This window comes from Arcicella rosea (assembly GCF_014204325.1).
Taxonomy (GTDB): domain Bacteria; phylum Bacteroidota; class Bacteroidia; order Cytophagales; family Spirosomataceae; genus Arcicella; species Arcicella rosea_A.
Map to the genome: position 1 here is coordinate 145481 of NZ_JACHKT010000003.1, position 15852 is coordinate 161332.

At 34.1% G+C, this 15852-nt stretch carries 11 protein-coding genes and 1 pseudogene; 5 read left to right on the top strand and 7 right to left on the bottom strand.

What is annotated here, in order from left to right; all coding sequences use genetic code 11:
* Positions 1-5: 5 nt before the first annotated feature.
* From HNP25_RS03405 to HNP25_RS03430, 6 genes and pseudogenes are all read right to left on the bottom strand, one after another.
* Positions 6-2030 (bottom strand): DNA methyltransferase, encoded by a 2025-nt coding sequence (locus HNP25_RS03405; protein ID WP_184130311.1) that lies wholly within the window; start codon positions 2028-2030, stop codon positions 6-8.
* Positions 2031-2367: 337 nt separating this feature from the next.
* A pseudogene (locus HNP25_RS03410) lies at positions 2368-2574 on the bottom strand (2,3-bisphosphoglycerate-dependent phosphoglycerate mutase); the annotation flags it as partial.
* 291 nt (positions 2575-2865) lie between these two features.
* On the bottom strand, positions 2866-3609 hold the full coding sequence (locus tag HNP25_RS03415) for a GLPGLI family protein (RefSeq protein ID WP_184130315.1): 744 nt from the start codon (positions 3607-3609) through the stop codon (positions 2866-2868).
* 85 nt (positions 3610-3694) lie between these two features.
* Complete coding sequence (locus tag HNP25_RS03420; protein ID WP_184130317.1) at positions 3695-6505, bottom strand: TonB-dependent receptor; 2811 nt, start codon at positions 6503-6505, stop codon at positions 3695-3697.
* 229 nt (positions 6506-6734) lie between these two features.
* Positions 6735-8249, bottom strand: coding sequence for an alpha,alpha-trehalase TreF (gene treF, locus HNP25_RS03425; RefSeq protein ID WP_184130320.1), 1515 nt, complete (start codon positions 8247-8249; stop codon positions 6735-6737).
* Positions 8250-8361: 112 nt separating this feature from the next.
* The gene (locus HNP25_RS03430) at positions 8362-9618 is read right to left on the bottom strand and encodes an MFS transporter (RefSeq protein ID WP_184130322.1); all 1257 of its coding nucleotides are present in this window, start codon (positions 9616-9618) and stop codon (positions 8362-8364) included.
* A gap of 252 nt (positions 9619-9870) precedes the next feature.
* On the opposite strand from HNP25_RS03430, the gene HNP25_RS03435 reads away from it, so the two are divergent.
* The 5 genes from HNP25_RS03435 to HNP25_RS03455 all read left to right on the top strand — a co-directional run bounded on the left by HNP25_RS03435 (position 9871) and on the right by HNP25_RS03455 (position 14544).
* A complete protein-coding gene (locus HNP25_RS03435) occupies positions 9871-10746 on the top strand; it encodes an AraC family transcriptional regulator (RefSeq protein WP_184130325.1) in 876 nt (291 codons plus the stop codon).
* 78 nt (positions 10747-10824) lie between these two features.
* A complete protein-coding gene (locus HNP25_RS03440; RefSeq protein WP_184130328.1) occupies positions 10825-11541 on the top strand; it encodes a (Fe-S)-binding protein in 717 nt (238 codons plus the stop codon).
* Positions 11542-11627: 86 nt separating this feature from the next.
* Positions 11628-13004: a lactate utilization protein B gene (locus HNP25_RS03445; protein ID WP_184130331.1), complete on the top strand. Its 1377-nt coding sequence runs from the start codon at positions 11628-11630 to the stop codon at positions 13002-13004.
* A 354-nt stretch (positions 13005-13358) separates the two neighbouring features.
* Positions 13359-13751, top strand: a complete 393-nt coding sequence (locus HNP25_RS03450; RefSeq protein WP_184130333.1) for a VOC family protein — start codon at positions 13359-13361, stop codon at positions 13749-13751.
* A gap of 208 nt (positions 13752-13959) precedes the next feature.
* Positions 13960-14544 carry a LutC/YkgG family protein gene (locus HNP25_RS03455; protein WP_184130336.1) on the top strand — a complete coding sequence of 195 codons (585 nt, stop codon included), beginning with the start codon at positions 13960-13962 and terminating at the stop codon, positions 14542-14544.
* 66 nt (positions 14545-14610) lie between these two features.
* Here HNP25_RS03455 and HNP25_RS03460 read toward each other — a convergent pair whose 3' ends face one another.
* Positions 14611-15486: an aldo/keto reductase gene (locus HNP25_RS03460; RefSeq protein ID WP_184130339.1), complete on the bottom strand. Its 876-nt coding sequence runs from the start codon at positions 15484-15486 to the stop codon at positions 14611-14613.
* Between the last annotated feature and the right edge of the window lie 366 nt (positions 15487-15852).

Sequence of the window (15852 nt, forward strand, 5' to 3'; positions counted from 1 at the left end):
ATAAGTTAATCATTTTGGTAAAATGCTTTAGTAAATTCTTTTTCTTGGTCTGTTACTCCGTACTGAGCATCATCCATATTCGATAAGGATACATAAAGCTGGTTTTTATCCAAGATGGATACTAATTTTTGCTTTTGAACTTCAAGCGAATGCGTTTTGAGTTCATCAATGGCATTATTTTGGTCTTTGATGTCGATGTTATAATTTAGAAAAGATACTTTTTTCATCTCCTCCCAAACTTTCAATAATTCATCAGTATTTTGAGTGTCTCTGATTTTTTCAACAAAGTGTTCGTTGTATTTTTTTAGTTCGAGATAGACAAAACTTCCCCCACCTTGCCAATTGACTGTTTTGGAAATACCACCCTGTTCTCCTTCAATTACTTTTTTTAGTCTTGCTGCTGTAACCGTTTCGATATAATCCATTTGTTCAATACCTATATATTGTCGTTTCATTTTATGAGCGACGGCTGCCGTTGTTCCACTGCCTGCAAAAAAATCTAAAACTATATCATCTTCGTCAGTTACAGATTTTATTAGAAAACTTACAAGGGTCTCAGGTTTAGGAAATGACGTAAAGGATAATTTTAATAATTCTAAATGCTTTTTTGAATCTTCATTAGTTTCTATCCCAATAGCTTTTGAAAGATAATTTTGGTCAATGAGTTTGTCAGGTGCCATTATAGATGCCTCTTCTCTTTGATATCTAATTGACATTTTTTCACTTTTGATTAAGAAATAGGTTTTCAATCCTATCTCTCGTTCCAAAGTTGATTGACTCCACTTAAATCTTCCTTCAAAAATAACTTCATCTGTATTTGTACTATCTTTTATGTTTAAAGTATTTAGTAAACTTATTTTTTCATAATTATTAGGATGTATTTGACCGTCAGGAATTTTAAATTTTATACTATTAGGCGGGAATTTCAATGTAGATATTCCATTTCCAGAATTAAGTAAAGGAGCATCGTCATTATCACTTTTTCTACCTACATACGATTTATCATAATCCATCTTTTTCTCATAGCAATGAATAAACTCTATGTTTTTTCTGGTTTTTTTGGATAATGCTGGTGCATTATCCGTATTCTTCCATATAAAAGTTTCTACAAAGTTTTTACTACCGAAAATATCATCACACAAAACTTTTAGATATGCTTGCTCATTATCATCGCATTGAATAAATATTACCCCATCCTCTCTCAAAAGAGTTTTAGCTATTTCCAAACGATTTTTCATAAAAGTTAGCCATGAAGAATGATTGAAAGAGTCATTATATTGGAAGCTATCACTTCCTGTATTGTAAGGAGGGTCAATGTAAATCAATTTTACTTTGCCAGTAAATCGTTTTTTGAGACTATGTAAGGCTAATAGATTATTGCCTTTGATGAGTAAGTTTGAGGTAGAGTTTAATTCTTTTGCATCACCAAAATACTGAACGTTGGTAATCACTTTGGGTTCAAAAAGTTGTGTTATTTCATCCTGTGCCAATAATTCATTGAAGAAAATTTCTTTTCGAGCGTCTTCTTCTCTGCTTTGTCCTCCCTCTAAAACACAATCTTTATAGGGCCATACCAAAGAAACTTCATTACGCTGACGTAAGAATTTACCCCCAATTTGTAAGCCAATTTTATTAGGAAATCCTGTATAACTATCAGGTAAAAACTCTTTTTGTTCAATAAAATCGGTAAAAAGATTAAGATTAAAAACCCAAGCCTTTTTAATTTCTTTAAAAAATAGTGTTTTTAAACGTGGCTCATCTAATAAAAGCCCTAATAGCGTTTCATCATAATTTTGAGCTTTATTAATGACAATCCATTTTTTAATTTCTCCTTTATCACTCAATAGATTCGGTTCTTTTCGGAGAGTATTTTCAAGTATTTCTTTGATTTCCATACGGCAGAAAACACATAAAAAAAGCGTGGAACGTTGTCTGCTTTGTCTCTGTGGTCGTAGGAAACCTTGTACACAAAAGCAAGACAACGCCACGCAAACCGCATGGCGTTGAACTTTAACTTTCCCTGTGTACATTTTGAAATTTCCTACGTTTCAGAGGACAGGATTGTTAAGCTAAACGCTAAAATTTATATGTCTTTTTAATTTTTTATTCGATAAATTGCTTGTTTTCGTTTTTTGCAAAGATATATCAAAATAAGAAGAAATTTCATTTATCACTCTTCCAAATCAGTTTCCATTTCTTTAATTGTTGAAAGTTTTGAGCGTAAATCATCGGGAATTGACTTTGTTTATCAGTATCAAATGATGCGACCATGTAATCTTTTATATTTCGCATTGAAGAAATAACTTATTATTGCTTGGTTAAGCAAGAAGTATTCTCGCTTGTTTAGGCTGAGGTTGAAGGGAAGTATCACAAGTAAGAAACGCTACAGAGGTTCATATTTTCGTCAAAAAGATAATTCTCTGGTGTTCCTGTTGGGATATTTATTTTTACAATTTCTTCTGGGCTAATACTTTCTACATACATCTTCAATGCCCTCAAACTATTGCCATGTGCTACAATGAGTATATTTTTCCCTGCTTTTAGCTCAGGTTCAATTTCTGATTGATAATAGGGAACAACTTTCGATTGTTGGCAAAGACTATCATACCGAAGAAACTATTGTGGGAAATTTATGTTAGTGGCACACGGTACTTTTTCGGAAGTGGAGAAAGCGAAAGAAATACTTGTCGTTGGCGAAAATGTATTAGCATAAGTAGGAAGAGTGAAGCGACTGCCGCCCTCTCTGCTGAGAAGGTAGCTTTGTTAGCTAAAAAGCCTCCTCTTTGCAGGAGAGGAGGCTAGGGGTGAAGTTTTTACCAAAGAATATTTGGCTGTTATTTCCTTTTTGGGCAGCCTTTTTTATTATTAATATCGAATAAACCAAAATGGATTTCGTTCTTCCTTGATTTTTTCTTGAATAATTTTCTTCAGCATTTCTTGATAGGCTACTTCATTCATTTTTTTGCCTTTCAGTTTTTTGGGCGGTGCCAATTCTTGAGTAAGTTTTTTAGACTCTATTTTTGATGCTTGAATCAATACTGTCCCGTCGTTGATGTCTAATTCTAGGATTAAGCCTGGGAGTCCCCAAAGCCTTTCTGGACCAGCGTTAGAAGGAATATCTTGTGCAAACCAAGCGATTATTTTCTGCTTTTTTAGCGTGTCTTCAATCATGGCTTTCATACAAATATGTCCTGCTACTTCTTTAATATCATTCAAGATTTTCCAATTGGGAGTTTGTAAAGAATCTTCGATGATGTAGGTTTTTCCAAGAATTTCAAATACATCTAACATCGTATTTTTAGTGAAATTTCTGGCGACACTAAATTCTTCCTTTCTCCAAGCATAGCCTTCCGATTCCTCAGACTTCTCCTCCGAAGCAACATATTTACTCTCATTATCATTGTAATGAAGTAACATGTATTCTTTCCAATCGTCTTTACCAGCAAACATATAAGTCATTTTTTCTTTTTCTTGCTTGCTCAAATAACTTAATTGGTTATTCATTTTTGTCCAATAAGTTGTTCTAGTGAAGTAAACAGTTCCCTCATTGGTTTGTGCATACATTTGTATAGAGAACAAAATGAATGCAATTATTAATATTTTTTTCATGTGCTAAGATTTCTAATTGTTAAAATGGAGTACTTATTGGCTTTGAGTTTTAAGCTAAACATTGCTCAAATTTCATAACCATTTATTACCAACCATTATTTTTCTTTAATTTATCCACATGTCCTTTTACGTTGTAAGTAATGCTCAACATAAAATAACGAGCTAACGTTAATGCAGTTTGGTTTGTTACAACGTTTTGGTAACCACGTTGAGTGATTGTCTGACGTTTGTTGAAAACATCAAATGCTGCTAAACGAAGCTCAACTTTATTGTCTTTCATCAGTAATCTTCTTACAGAACAGTTCAAGATTGGAATGTCTTGATTGAATCCGAAACGGTCGTTTTTATAGCCATTATAATCAAGATTTGTTTCAAAGAAGGTTTTCTTCGCAAAATTCCATTTTAAAGAGGCATCCAAACCTTTTGTATTAATGTTCTGATTTTGTCCTTCTTCAATAGAATATTTAACCTTGGTGAAACCTAAACTTCCACTAAGTCCCATTAATAATTTATCACTTGGAGTAATGCTAAAACCTAAAGTAATGTTATAACCTTGGTTATTGGTTTCATTTTTAACTCCGTTGATAAACGTTGGGTTATTCGTAAGATTAACATTTCCATTAAGGTTAACTGTAAGTTTCGTTTTTACAATCGGAAAGCTTGTGTAAAGCCCTGTATTGAAACGAGTACCGCCTGAAATGTTTTCTGGACGAGTTGTTGTAACAAAATTTGATGGATTTACTTCCTGATTATAAACTACCTGACTCTGGTAATAATTATAACTTGTCCACAAGCTAATGTTGGTAAAAGTAGAAGGGTCAAATTTGTAAAGATCAAGTCCAACTTCATGACTTTTAACAGGCAATAAATCTTGATTTCCTTTTGTGATGTAAAAAGGGTTATTGTTATTAACAACCGGTTGTAAGTCGGTGATACTTGGTGCTTCTACATTCAAATTGTAGTTGAAGCCTATATAAGTATTATTTTTCAGGTCGATACTTGCAGAAAGGTTTGGCGTAAGTGCATCGTAGCTTTTATTGATTTCAGTAGTTAAAGGAGTGCCTTCTTTTGGATAAACTTTTCCATTCAAATCATAACGAAGCCCAGCTAAACCAGCTGAAACATTAATACCTGCATGAGAATAACGTATGCTACTACCAATTCTATTATAAGTAATATCGTTTTGGTAAAATGTACTCAAGCTATCAAAACGCTCATTGTTTGATAAACCATTGAAGGCATTTCTTCCCACTTCTTGTTTATTGTTACTGAAATTATAGAAACTTTCCCAATAGATTTTCTTTGAAAGTGGCTCTAAGAAATTTAATCCACCTTTCAAAAAGTTTGTATTATTGGCATTTTGATTTAATTGACTGATGGCTCTGATTTGTTCGTTGACATCTTGAGCTGCAAAAAACTTTGTTAATGAATAAAGTTTATCAGTTCCATCTGTAGATGCAACATTGTACATCAAACTAGCCGCCAAAGTACGTCCTTTCTTTTTGAATTTATGTCTGAAAATAGCAGTACCTGAAAAGTTAAAGGCATTCAAATCTGAACTATTATTGATTGCTACAGCATTACGAAGTGCATTTTCTTGGGTTAAGTAACGCTGACTTTTCAAATCTGTTCCGTTAGAATTACTAAAACGTAAACTTGCTTTGGTAATCAATGTATTGCTTGAATCGAGCATTTGTTCAAAACGTCCAGCAATACTGTGGTTTCCTCTGAAATTAGTGGTTTTTGTTGTATCAGTTGTAGAGAAAGAATTATTTTGTAGGAACGTTTTAGTGTTTTGAAATTGGTCAAGATTTAAATCTGTCTGATTGTAGAAATAGCTAGTACTCAATTTCGTTTTTTGATAAGTATAGTTATAATTCACCCCGCTACCAAAGTTTTTGGTAAAACCTCTTCCATCAAAATTATCGGTAATACCGCCGCCATCAGAAAAATAGTATCGACCGCCACCGCCAAAACCAAAGTCACCATTATCATTTTGATTGAAAGTATTATTTCCTTTGAATTCGCCATAATCACTCCAATTCACACCCGTTTCGTTGATATTATTGGCATAAGCAAGTATTGAAAACTGTTCTTTTTTATTGAAACGGTTATAGTTACCTCTGAAAGCACCTCTTGATTCTGTTCCTACAGCACCTGTAATTTTTCCGAATGCCCCTTTTTTGTATTCGTCTTTTAATTCAAGATTGATAGTTTTTTCTTTTTTCCCATCGTCAATACCAGTCAATAAAGCCTGGTCAGATTTTCCATTGAAAACCTGTACTTTAGAAATTGTTTCAGCACCTAAGTTTTTGGTAGCAGCTTTTGGGTCATCACCAAAAAACGTTTTTCCATCAACTAATACTTTTTTAACATCTTTCCCTTGTGCTTTGATATTTCCACTGGCATCAATTTCCAAACCGGGTAAACGGCGTAGTAAATCTTCTACAGAAGACCCTGGCGGTACTTTAAAAGAAGCTGCATTGTATTCAATTGTGTCACCTTTGATACTCAATGGTGCTTTGGCTGTTCTAACAACTACTTCTAATAATTCTTGGGAAATGGGTTTGATTTTGATTGCTCCTAAGTCTGCAATATCTGTTTCCGAAGGTTTGACATTTTGCTGAAAAGGAAGGAATCCGACGTAGGAAATCTTGAGTAAGTAATTTGAATTTTTAACATTTCTGAATTCAAAAGCACCTTTGTCGTTCGCTCTTGAAAAATTGACCAAAGCAGAATCTTTGGGTTGAAGTAACATAACCGTTGCACCAGACATAACGGTTGAGTTGGTGTCTTGAACTATACCTTTAATGGTTACTCTGGCAGGGTTTTGAGCCATGACAAGTGTAGAAAAGGCGAGAAAGACAAATAATAGCAATAAAGTAGATTTTCTCATGATGTTAGAGTTGATTTTGTGGAGGTTTAAATATCAAAAATCAAATTAACTATTTTTTTAGTTAATAAAAAAGTACTTAACGTTTTTTAACATTTTTGTAAAAGAGGAAGAGAATGAGACTTTTGTTGCAGGGGTGCCGATTTATTTTTTTGAGCAAGATGGGAGAGAAGCAAAAAGCATCATGTTTATCGACTAGAATAAACATGATGTGTCTTAAAAGAAGAATGATTTACTTACAATTTAAAAATTTCAAAAATACGCCATTTGTCCATCCGAAACCATCTTGGTTTGGATATTCTCCTCCACCAGCTTCGGTATTTGGTGTTTCTACGTTGTATTTTTCGGTCATTTTACCTGTTTTCAAATACACATTTTCATTACTTTGAATCCAACGGGTTTTGATTTTATCAGCTAAAATATCAAATCCATAAGATTTTAATCCTTGAAAAGTAATGTATTGCAAAGGTGCCCAGCCATTTGGTGCATCCCATTGTTGACCAGAATTGGTAGTAGTTGTAATTAAACCGCCATCTTTCAAAAATCTATCTTTGATGATTCTAGAAACATTGGTTGCTTGAAATTTATTAGCAATTTCAAAAAACAGTGGAAATGTTGCCGCCAAAGTATAAGCTTCAGTATTTTTTTGTGCTACAAAATCGTAATCAAAGTAAAAGCCAGCTTCTACGCTGTAACAATATTTCTTGATGGCTTTTTCTCTTTGCTTTGAGGCATTATAGAGTTTGTTGGCCGAAAAATTATCATCCAGCAATAAAAAAGCTTTAAATAAAGTCTTTTCAAGATTTAAGAGTAAACAGTTTAAATCTACAGGAATAATATCCGTGGTGTGAATGGTAGTCATATTTTGACCATCCTTAAACCAGCGACTACTAAAATCCCAACCAGATTCTGCGGCGGCTCTGATGTGTCGATAAATTTCTGAGGTATTTCCTGTAGCTTGTTCAGCTAATTCAAGGTCTTCTTTATATGCTTCTGGTCGTGGAGTATTGTTTTCATCCCAGTATCGATTCAAAAAACCTCCATTTGGCATTTTTACTACTCTATTAATGGCAACGCTTTCTTTGTCTTTAGTCAATTGATTTTTACCTTTCATCCAAAAGTCATACTCCTTTTCTAAAGCAGGCAAATATTTAAGCAATACTTCATCACCTTTTTCTTGTCGGAGTAATTCAACCATTAAAGAAAAAAATGGTGGCTGCGAACGCCCCAAGAAGTAAGTACGATTTCCATTTGGAATGTAGCCAAATTTATCAATTAAGAAAGCAAAATTATTTATAATGCCTTCAATCAAATCAATTTGCCCACTTTCCTGCAAACCAAGCATCGTAAAGTAGCTGTCCCAATAATAAATTTCTTGAAATCTGCCACCCGGAACTACGTAGCGTGAAGGCAATTGAATTAAAGAACCTTCTTGTTCTTGTTGACTTGGCTCACGAGTAAGAATCGACCATAAAGCTGATAAATGTTCAGCGATTGGTTTTGAAGTATCACTTTTATAATCGTTTGACGGGATAGAATTGGCTGTATAGTTATTATCAATAAATTGCTTTAAGATAAAAGAGGGATTGTTTTTTTCTTGTAAATATTTTTCCAAAATTAGCTCAGATGAATACTTTGGAATGTAATCATTAAAGGTTTTGGAGTCAGGAAAAATATTGCTCATCTGCACAGCGACGAACAATTCATCGAAGAGATGATTTGGCTTTAAGTGATTGTTGTTGGACATCTTGATTTAATACTACAAAGTATATAATCGCTCAAATGATTTTGTCCCTTGTAGCTTTTTGTTTTATTGATTGTTTATAAAAATGGAATAATACTCAAGCTAAAAATATCAATTAATGTCCTCCTGTATTGTTTAATTCAACTTTTTCACTGTTTGATAATTTGTTGAAAACAATCAAACAAACAATTAAAATAGTCAGTGGAATTAATGAAAAGTAGAAAGCACTTTCGCCACCATAAGCTTCAAAAATATGTCCTGTAATTAATGAACCAGTTGTGCCACCTAATGCTGAAAAAATCACAATTAAACCCGACATTACTCCATGCTGACGATTAGGAAGTGAACTTAAAATAACGGAATTAATCGCTGGATAAATTGGTGCAATGACTAAACCAATCATCGGAAAAATGAATGCAACGATAGGTGCATTTCCCCAACCTGTAATTACTTCATTGCCTAAATTCTTGGCAAGTGGTAACGCTACAGTAACCAAAATGCCTGCCAAAACGACACAAGTAAGTAACACAAAAAGCCATTTGATTTTTTGGAGTACAATTCCTGCCAAAAATCTGCCAATTGCTGTTGAAGCCGCTAAAATACTTGCCATTTGGATACTCAAACTGGCAGGTAAATGTAAAACTTTACTATTGAAGGTTGGGAGCCAGCTCATGATACTTTGTTCAATTAATACATAAATAAAGGCACTCGCTACAAAAACTAAAACTACTGGAACAATTACCAAACGAAGCATTTCATTAAAACCACCCAAAGTGTTTTCAGTACTTTCTTTTTTTATACTTGATTCATCCAAAGGGGAAGTCAACAATAATATAAATGCAAAGACCGCCAAACCAGCCAATAAATAATAAACATTTACCCAAGCAGATGACTGCGGATTTAAGTCGTCTATAAAAGCACTAAATACAAAACTGCCAGTAAGCACGCCAATCATAAAGAACGATTCGATGAAATTCATCAAGCTGATATGCTCATTTTTATCTTTGGTGATTAAGCCAATTGTGGCATAAACCGAAACTTTTATCAAAGCAAACGAAGTACCAATAGAAGCGAATAACAATTTTGTCATCCAAAATTGATTTAAAAAAGGCATCATTAAACAAGTAATTGAAACGATTCCTAATGCAATGAGCATAGAATTTTTATAGCCAATTCTTACAATAAACGATGCCACCAAAAACGAAACAGCAGCAATACTCAAATCTTTAAATGCCTCTAATATCGAAGCGGAAGATTCAGAGATTCCATAAGTATTTTGTACTTGTAAAATCACAGCACCAACGCTATTCAACAGAATGGCAAAGAGGAAATAATTGATAAATATTGATACTTTAATTTTCCAGTTGTTCATGGTTGGGGCTACTTATAATATTAAAAAAAGAAGCGGACGTCAGTCCGCTTCTTTGGCGTTATTGGCTTATTGAACAAGTTGCTATATAAATGGTTAATGCTTTCACAAAATTCAGACAATATTGGTTAAAAAACTACTCTTTGATTATTATAAAATATTACTGTATTAATAATTAATATTATTATGAAGTAATTTTTTCAGTAAATTAGCCATAAAAATGAAAATATTCATAATTTATATAAAAAACATTTAATGAAAGCAGAATTTGAAATAATCCAGCCAGATGAAGGGAGTTCCTTCAGGATTTTGCATCATAAAGTATCAGCTGGTACTTTCAGATGGAGCTATCATTATCATCCAGAATATGAAATTGTGTTGGTCTTTCAGGGTTCGGGAAGAAGGCATGTCGGCAATCATTTGAGCTACTATACCAATGGCGATTTGGTGATGATTGGCTCAGACATTCCGCATTCAGGTTTTGGTTATGGTGCTATTGGCACACACGAGGAAGTTGTCATTCAATTCAAAGAAAATTTTCTAGGCGATGGCTTTATTAGAGTTCAAGAAATGTCTGCTATCAAATTACTTTTTGAACGTTCTAAACAAGGAATTTCTTTTTATGGTGAAACCCGTGAAGAACTCAATCTTCGTTTTAGAAAATTACTCGAACTATCTCATTTTGAAAGACTAATTGAGTTACTTGGTATTCTTCAATTTCTTGCAAAATCAACAGAATATGTATTGCTCAATGCTTCCGATATACGTTACAATTTTAGTTTAAAAGATCAAGAACGTTTGAATAAAATCTACAAATTTGTAGAAGATAATTTTAGGCAAGAAATTGATATACAGGAAGTTGCTGATTTGTCAAGTCTTACGATTCCTGCTTTTTGTAATTACTTTAAAAAGAATGTTAATCAAACATTTACAGAATTCGTGAATGAATATCGAATAAATCAAGCCTGTAAAATGCTTTTGAAAGGCGAGGATATTACGGATGTATGTTTTCATTGTGGGTTCAATAATGTATCTTATTTCGGTCGTGTTTTCAGAGAATTCAAAGGGAAAAGTCCTTCTCAGTTTCGGAGAGCTTTTATCGAAGAACTCAATCAAAGTGTTTCCGCATAAGAGTACAGTATGCTTTAAAGAGTATTTTAACTGTAATTTTGGACTTTATAGAAAAGATTGAATTGTAGATCCAAAACGATGAAAGTAGCGCTGTTTATTCCTTGTTATATCGACCAGTTTTATCCGAATGTAGCCATCGCTACTTTGGAGCTATTAGAGAAATTTGGTTGTGAAGTACATTATCCACTAAATCAAACTTGTTGTGGACAACCCATGGCAAATTCTGGTTTTGAACATCTCAGTAAAGGATGTGACAAAAATTTTCTTGAAAACTTTAAAGGTTACGAATACATTGTTTCGCCATCGGGTAGTTGTACGCTACATGTGAAAGACCATGTGTTGGGCAAAGATGGTAGCAATGCTAAAATTTATGAACTCACAGAATTTTTGGTTGATGTATTAAAAGTAGAAAATCTTCAAGCATATTTTCCACACAAAGTTGGTTTACATCAAAGTTGTCACGGACAGCGAGGTTTGAAATTAGCTCAAATGTCGGAATTGGTTGCCGAACCATATTCAAAACCAGAAAAATTATTGAACATGGTTGATGGTTTGTCGTTGATTGAGTTGGATAGAAAAGACGAATGCTGTGGTTTTGGTGGTACTTTTTGTGTGGCAGAGGAAGCCGTTTCAGCCAAAATGGGCAAAGATAGAGTAGCTGACCATCTTCGTCATGAAGCTGAATTTATTACTGGTGCAGATGTTTCTTGTTTAATGCACATGGAAGGAATTTTAAGAAGAAAAGGCTCAAATGTGAAAGTAAAGCATATCGCTGAAATTTTGAATAGTTTATAATTGTAATTGAGTGATTGGTGATTTAGTGATTAATTTTTTTTGGAAACCACTCAATCTCCATTCACTCAATCACTAAATTGTCTCAGATGAATACTCCAATCAAAGACCATGCTACGGCATCGGGTGAATTTAATAAAGACGAAGATTACGTAAACTGGCACGACGAAACCCTCTGGTTTGTACGTTCAAAGCGTGATAAAGCCGTTTTTCAGATTCCAGAATGGGAACAATTGCGTGAAGCTGGTTCGCAAATCAAAAATCATGGTTTGTCGAATATGCACGATTTATTGGTGCAATTTGAAGAAAAAGCTACGCAAAACGGTATAAAAGTACACTGGGCTGCTGATGGCAAAGAACATAACGAAATAGTACTTTCTATCTTAAAAAAACAAGGTGTTACTCGCATGGTAAAATCGAAATCCATGCTGACAGAAGAGTGTCATTTGAATGATTTTTTGAAAGAAAAAGGTATAGAAGTAATAGATTCTGATTTGGGTGAACGCATCGTTCAGATGAGAAATGAACCGCCTTCGCATATCGTTTTGCCAGCCATTCACTTAAAAAAAGCAGATGTTGGCGAAACTTTCCATATTCATTTAGGTACTGAAAAAGGAGCAACAGACCCTCAATATTTAACCGAAGCCGCTCGCCAACATTTAAGAGATACTTTCTTAACAAGAAAGGTAGCTTTGACTGGCGTAAACTTTGCCATTGCCGAAACAGGCGGTTTTGTGGTTTGTACCAATGAAGGAAATGCCGATATGGGGACGCACTTAGCCGACGTTCACATCGCTTCGATGGGTTTTGAAAAGATTATTCCTAAAGCCGAACACCTCAGCGTTTTCTTGAGATTGTTAGCAAGAAGTGCTACTGGTCAGCCGATTACTACTTTTTCAAGTCATTTTCATAAGCCACGTGAAGGTCAAGAAATGCACATTATTTTGGTTGACAATGGCAGAACGACGCAATTAGGTCGCCCAGATTTTAGAAATTCTTTGAAATGTATTCGTTGTGCGGCTTGTATGAATACTTGTCCAGTCTATCGTCGTTCGGGTGGATTTAGTTATCATTCGGCTGTGGCTGGGCCAATCGGTTCAATTCTCGCACCGAATTTAGATATGGCAAAAAATGCAGATTTACCTTTTGCTTCAACGCTGTGTGGTTCGTGTTCAAATGTTTGTCCCGTAAAAATTGATATTCACGATCAATTGTATAAATGGCGACAAGTGTTGGTACAAGATGGTCATGTTTCTAAAGTAAAAGCTGTTGGAATTAATTCAATGGCAACGGTTTTAAATTCACCAAAATTCTTTAGAACAGCGGGTAAATTGGGAAGATTTTTTATGAAAAATGCTCCTTTCTTGGTGAATAATAGCATGAATCCTTGGTACAACCAAAGAGAAATGCCTGAACCACCAAAAAAGAGTTTTAGAGATTGGTATATTCGTGAAAAGGGTTTGTAATTTGATTTTAAGATTTGAGGACTTTATGACTTTAGGATTTTGTGATTGGAAGATTTGAGGACTTTAGGACTTTAAGACTTTAGGATTTTGTGACTGGAAGATTTGAGGACTTTAGGATACAAGAATCAACATACAAGAAAAAAAATCAAGTATTTGGTTGGAGAGTTCAGAGATGACACGCTTGCCGTGGTCTGTGTCTCACAGACCACCAGTCGGCTAGGTGTTCAGTGAAGACACTGAACACGGCAAATAATTCTTCCAGTCTTAAAGTCCTCAATTCTCCAACAATTCAACCAATCCTCCAGTCTTAAAGTCTTAAAGTCCTCAAGTCACAAAATCCAAAAGTCTAAACAAATGAAACAAAGTATCTCCCAAATAACTTTAGTCGTGCATGATTATGACGAAGCGATTGAATTTTATACTCGAAAACTACAATTTGAACTCGTAGAAGATACACCACTGACCGAAAGTAAAAGATGGGTTTTGGTACGACCACAAAATTCAAATGGCTTTTGTTTGTTATTGGCAAAAGCCGTGAATGAGGAACAGAAGAAAAGCGTTGGAAATCAATCAGGAGGGAGAGTATTTTTATTTTTAAACACAGATGATTTCTGGAGAGATTTTCACCAAATGAAAAGTGTAGGAATAGAATTTGTCAGAGAACCTTCGGAAGAAGTTTATGGCATAGTAGCAGTATTTAAAGATTTATACGGAAATCTTTGGGATTTGATTGAAGATAGATTTTAAGGTTTGGAGACTTTATGACTTCAAGATTGGAGGACTTTAGGAATCACTCAGTGCCGTGGTCTGTGTCTTCACAGACCACCAGCCGACGAAAGTGGTCAGTGAGTACAAGACACACGGCACAAAAAATCCTAAAGTCCTTCAGTCTTCGAGTCCTTCAATCCTCCAGTCCTAAAGTCCCCAATCCCAAAGTCTCAAAAAAAATAAAAAAATGTCAAGCAGAGAGAAAATATTATCCCTTATCAAACAAAATCAACCTGAATACAAAGAGCTAACGGTTCAGTTTAAATTTGATACGGTTTACGAAAATAACTTCGAGAAATTTGCTGAAATTCTCAGTTTTGTAGGCGGAAAGGCTATCGCCGTGAACTCTTATGAAGAGATAAAAGCGGATATTCAAGCTCATTATAAAGGAGTAACCAATATTGCCAGTACCGTAAAGGAATTGGCAGATTTGGCTGATTTTAGTTTAAATGTTAGCGACCCGCACGAATTAGAAACCCTTAACTTAGCCATTATCGAAGGCGAATTTGGGGTTGCCGAAAACGGTGCTATTTGGGTTTCTGAAAAGCAATTACCGCACAGAGTATTGCCAATGATTACTCAGTATTTAGTCATCATTATTAAAAAATCAGAAATTGTTACCAATATGCACCGTGCTTATGAAAGAGTGAAAGTTGACGAAACAGGTTTTGGTACTTTCATTTCTGGTCCATCAAAGACTGCGGATATTGAGCAGAGTTTAGTCATTGGAGCTCATGGAGCAAGAGGTTTGACAGTTTATGTAATTCAATAGCTTTCATTAAAAAAGGCAAGTGAAACTTAAATCACTTGCCTTTTTTATTACTTTATGATGATAAAACTATTTCATCATCGCTAAATTATAAATTTCATACCAATCTTCATGGCTCAGTTTAATTTCTGTAGCACTTACAGCATTTCGGATTCTTTCTTCTGACAATGAACCAATAATCGGCAAAGTACCTAATTGTAAAAGCCAAGCTACCGCAGTTTGCTCAATATTCGCATCATACTTTTGTCCGATTTCAGTCAATTTAGCCCTTATAATAGCAGATTTTGCATCTGTACCATCCAAAATTTTACCGCCAGCCAGCGGAGCCCAAGCCAAAGGTTTGCTAAAACGTTGCTTGATAAAATCTAATCTACCATCTTCAATGGCTGAAGTATTGATAAGATTGAGTTCAATGTGGTTCGTTACGATTGGCTTACGCAAATACGATTCTAATAATTGATGTTGGAATACCGTTAAATTACTTACGCCTACATGTTTTATTTTCCCGCTGTTTACCAACTCTCTTAATACTTGTGCTGTTTCTTCAGGATTACTAATCATGTCGATTTGATTCAACAAGAAAATATCCAAATAATCAGTTTTAAGTCTCTTCAATGAATTATTAACACTTTCTAACAAGTACTTTTCAGTATTATCATAATAAACATAACCTTTGTCAGATTTCCGAACGCCACACTTGCTAAAAAGAACAATCTCTTCTCTTTTGATAGCTTTTTGTTGAATGAGTTTCCCAAAATATTCTTCGATGGTATAATTGCCATAAATATCTGCATGGTCAAAAGTATTGATACCTAATTCTAAACATAAATTGACGATTTTTTCCATACTGGCAACAGTTTCAGCACCGTTGTCTGCCCATCTCCAAAATCCATAAATTGCCTCAGAAACCTTTGGACCAGAATCACTCAAATAGACTTTATTCATAAAAATTAATTGGTTTTAATATAATCGAATATAAGATTATCCAAAGATTGGAAAATTATACAAGACAGAAAACAAAAAGGCTGATAAATTGTGTTTCAGGTTAATTTTTTACAATTAGCTGTAAAAAGAAAGGAGTAGATTATTATCAATGAGTTAGTAAAAATATAGCATTATAAATCCAGAAAAGTTTGTTTCCTTATTTTAAGCTGTAAGATTTACTGTAAGTAAGAATAAAGTCAACATAGTACATAAAAGCAGAAAAAGAGTTAAAAGGTGTTAAAATTTGTTGAATAGAAATAAAATATAAGTTTAAAAAGGAGAAAATTTACTAGTTTTGTCCAATTCTAAAGACTATCATAAATAAAA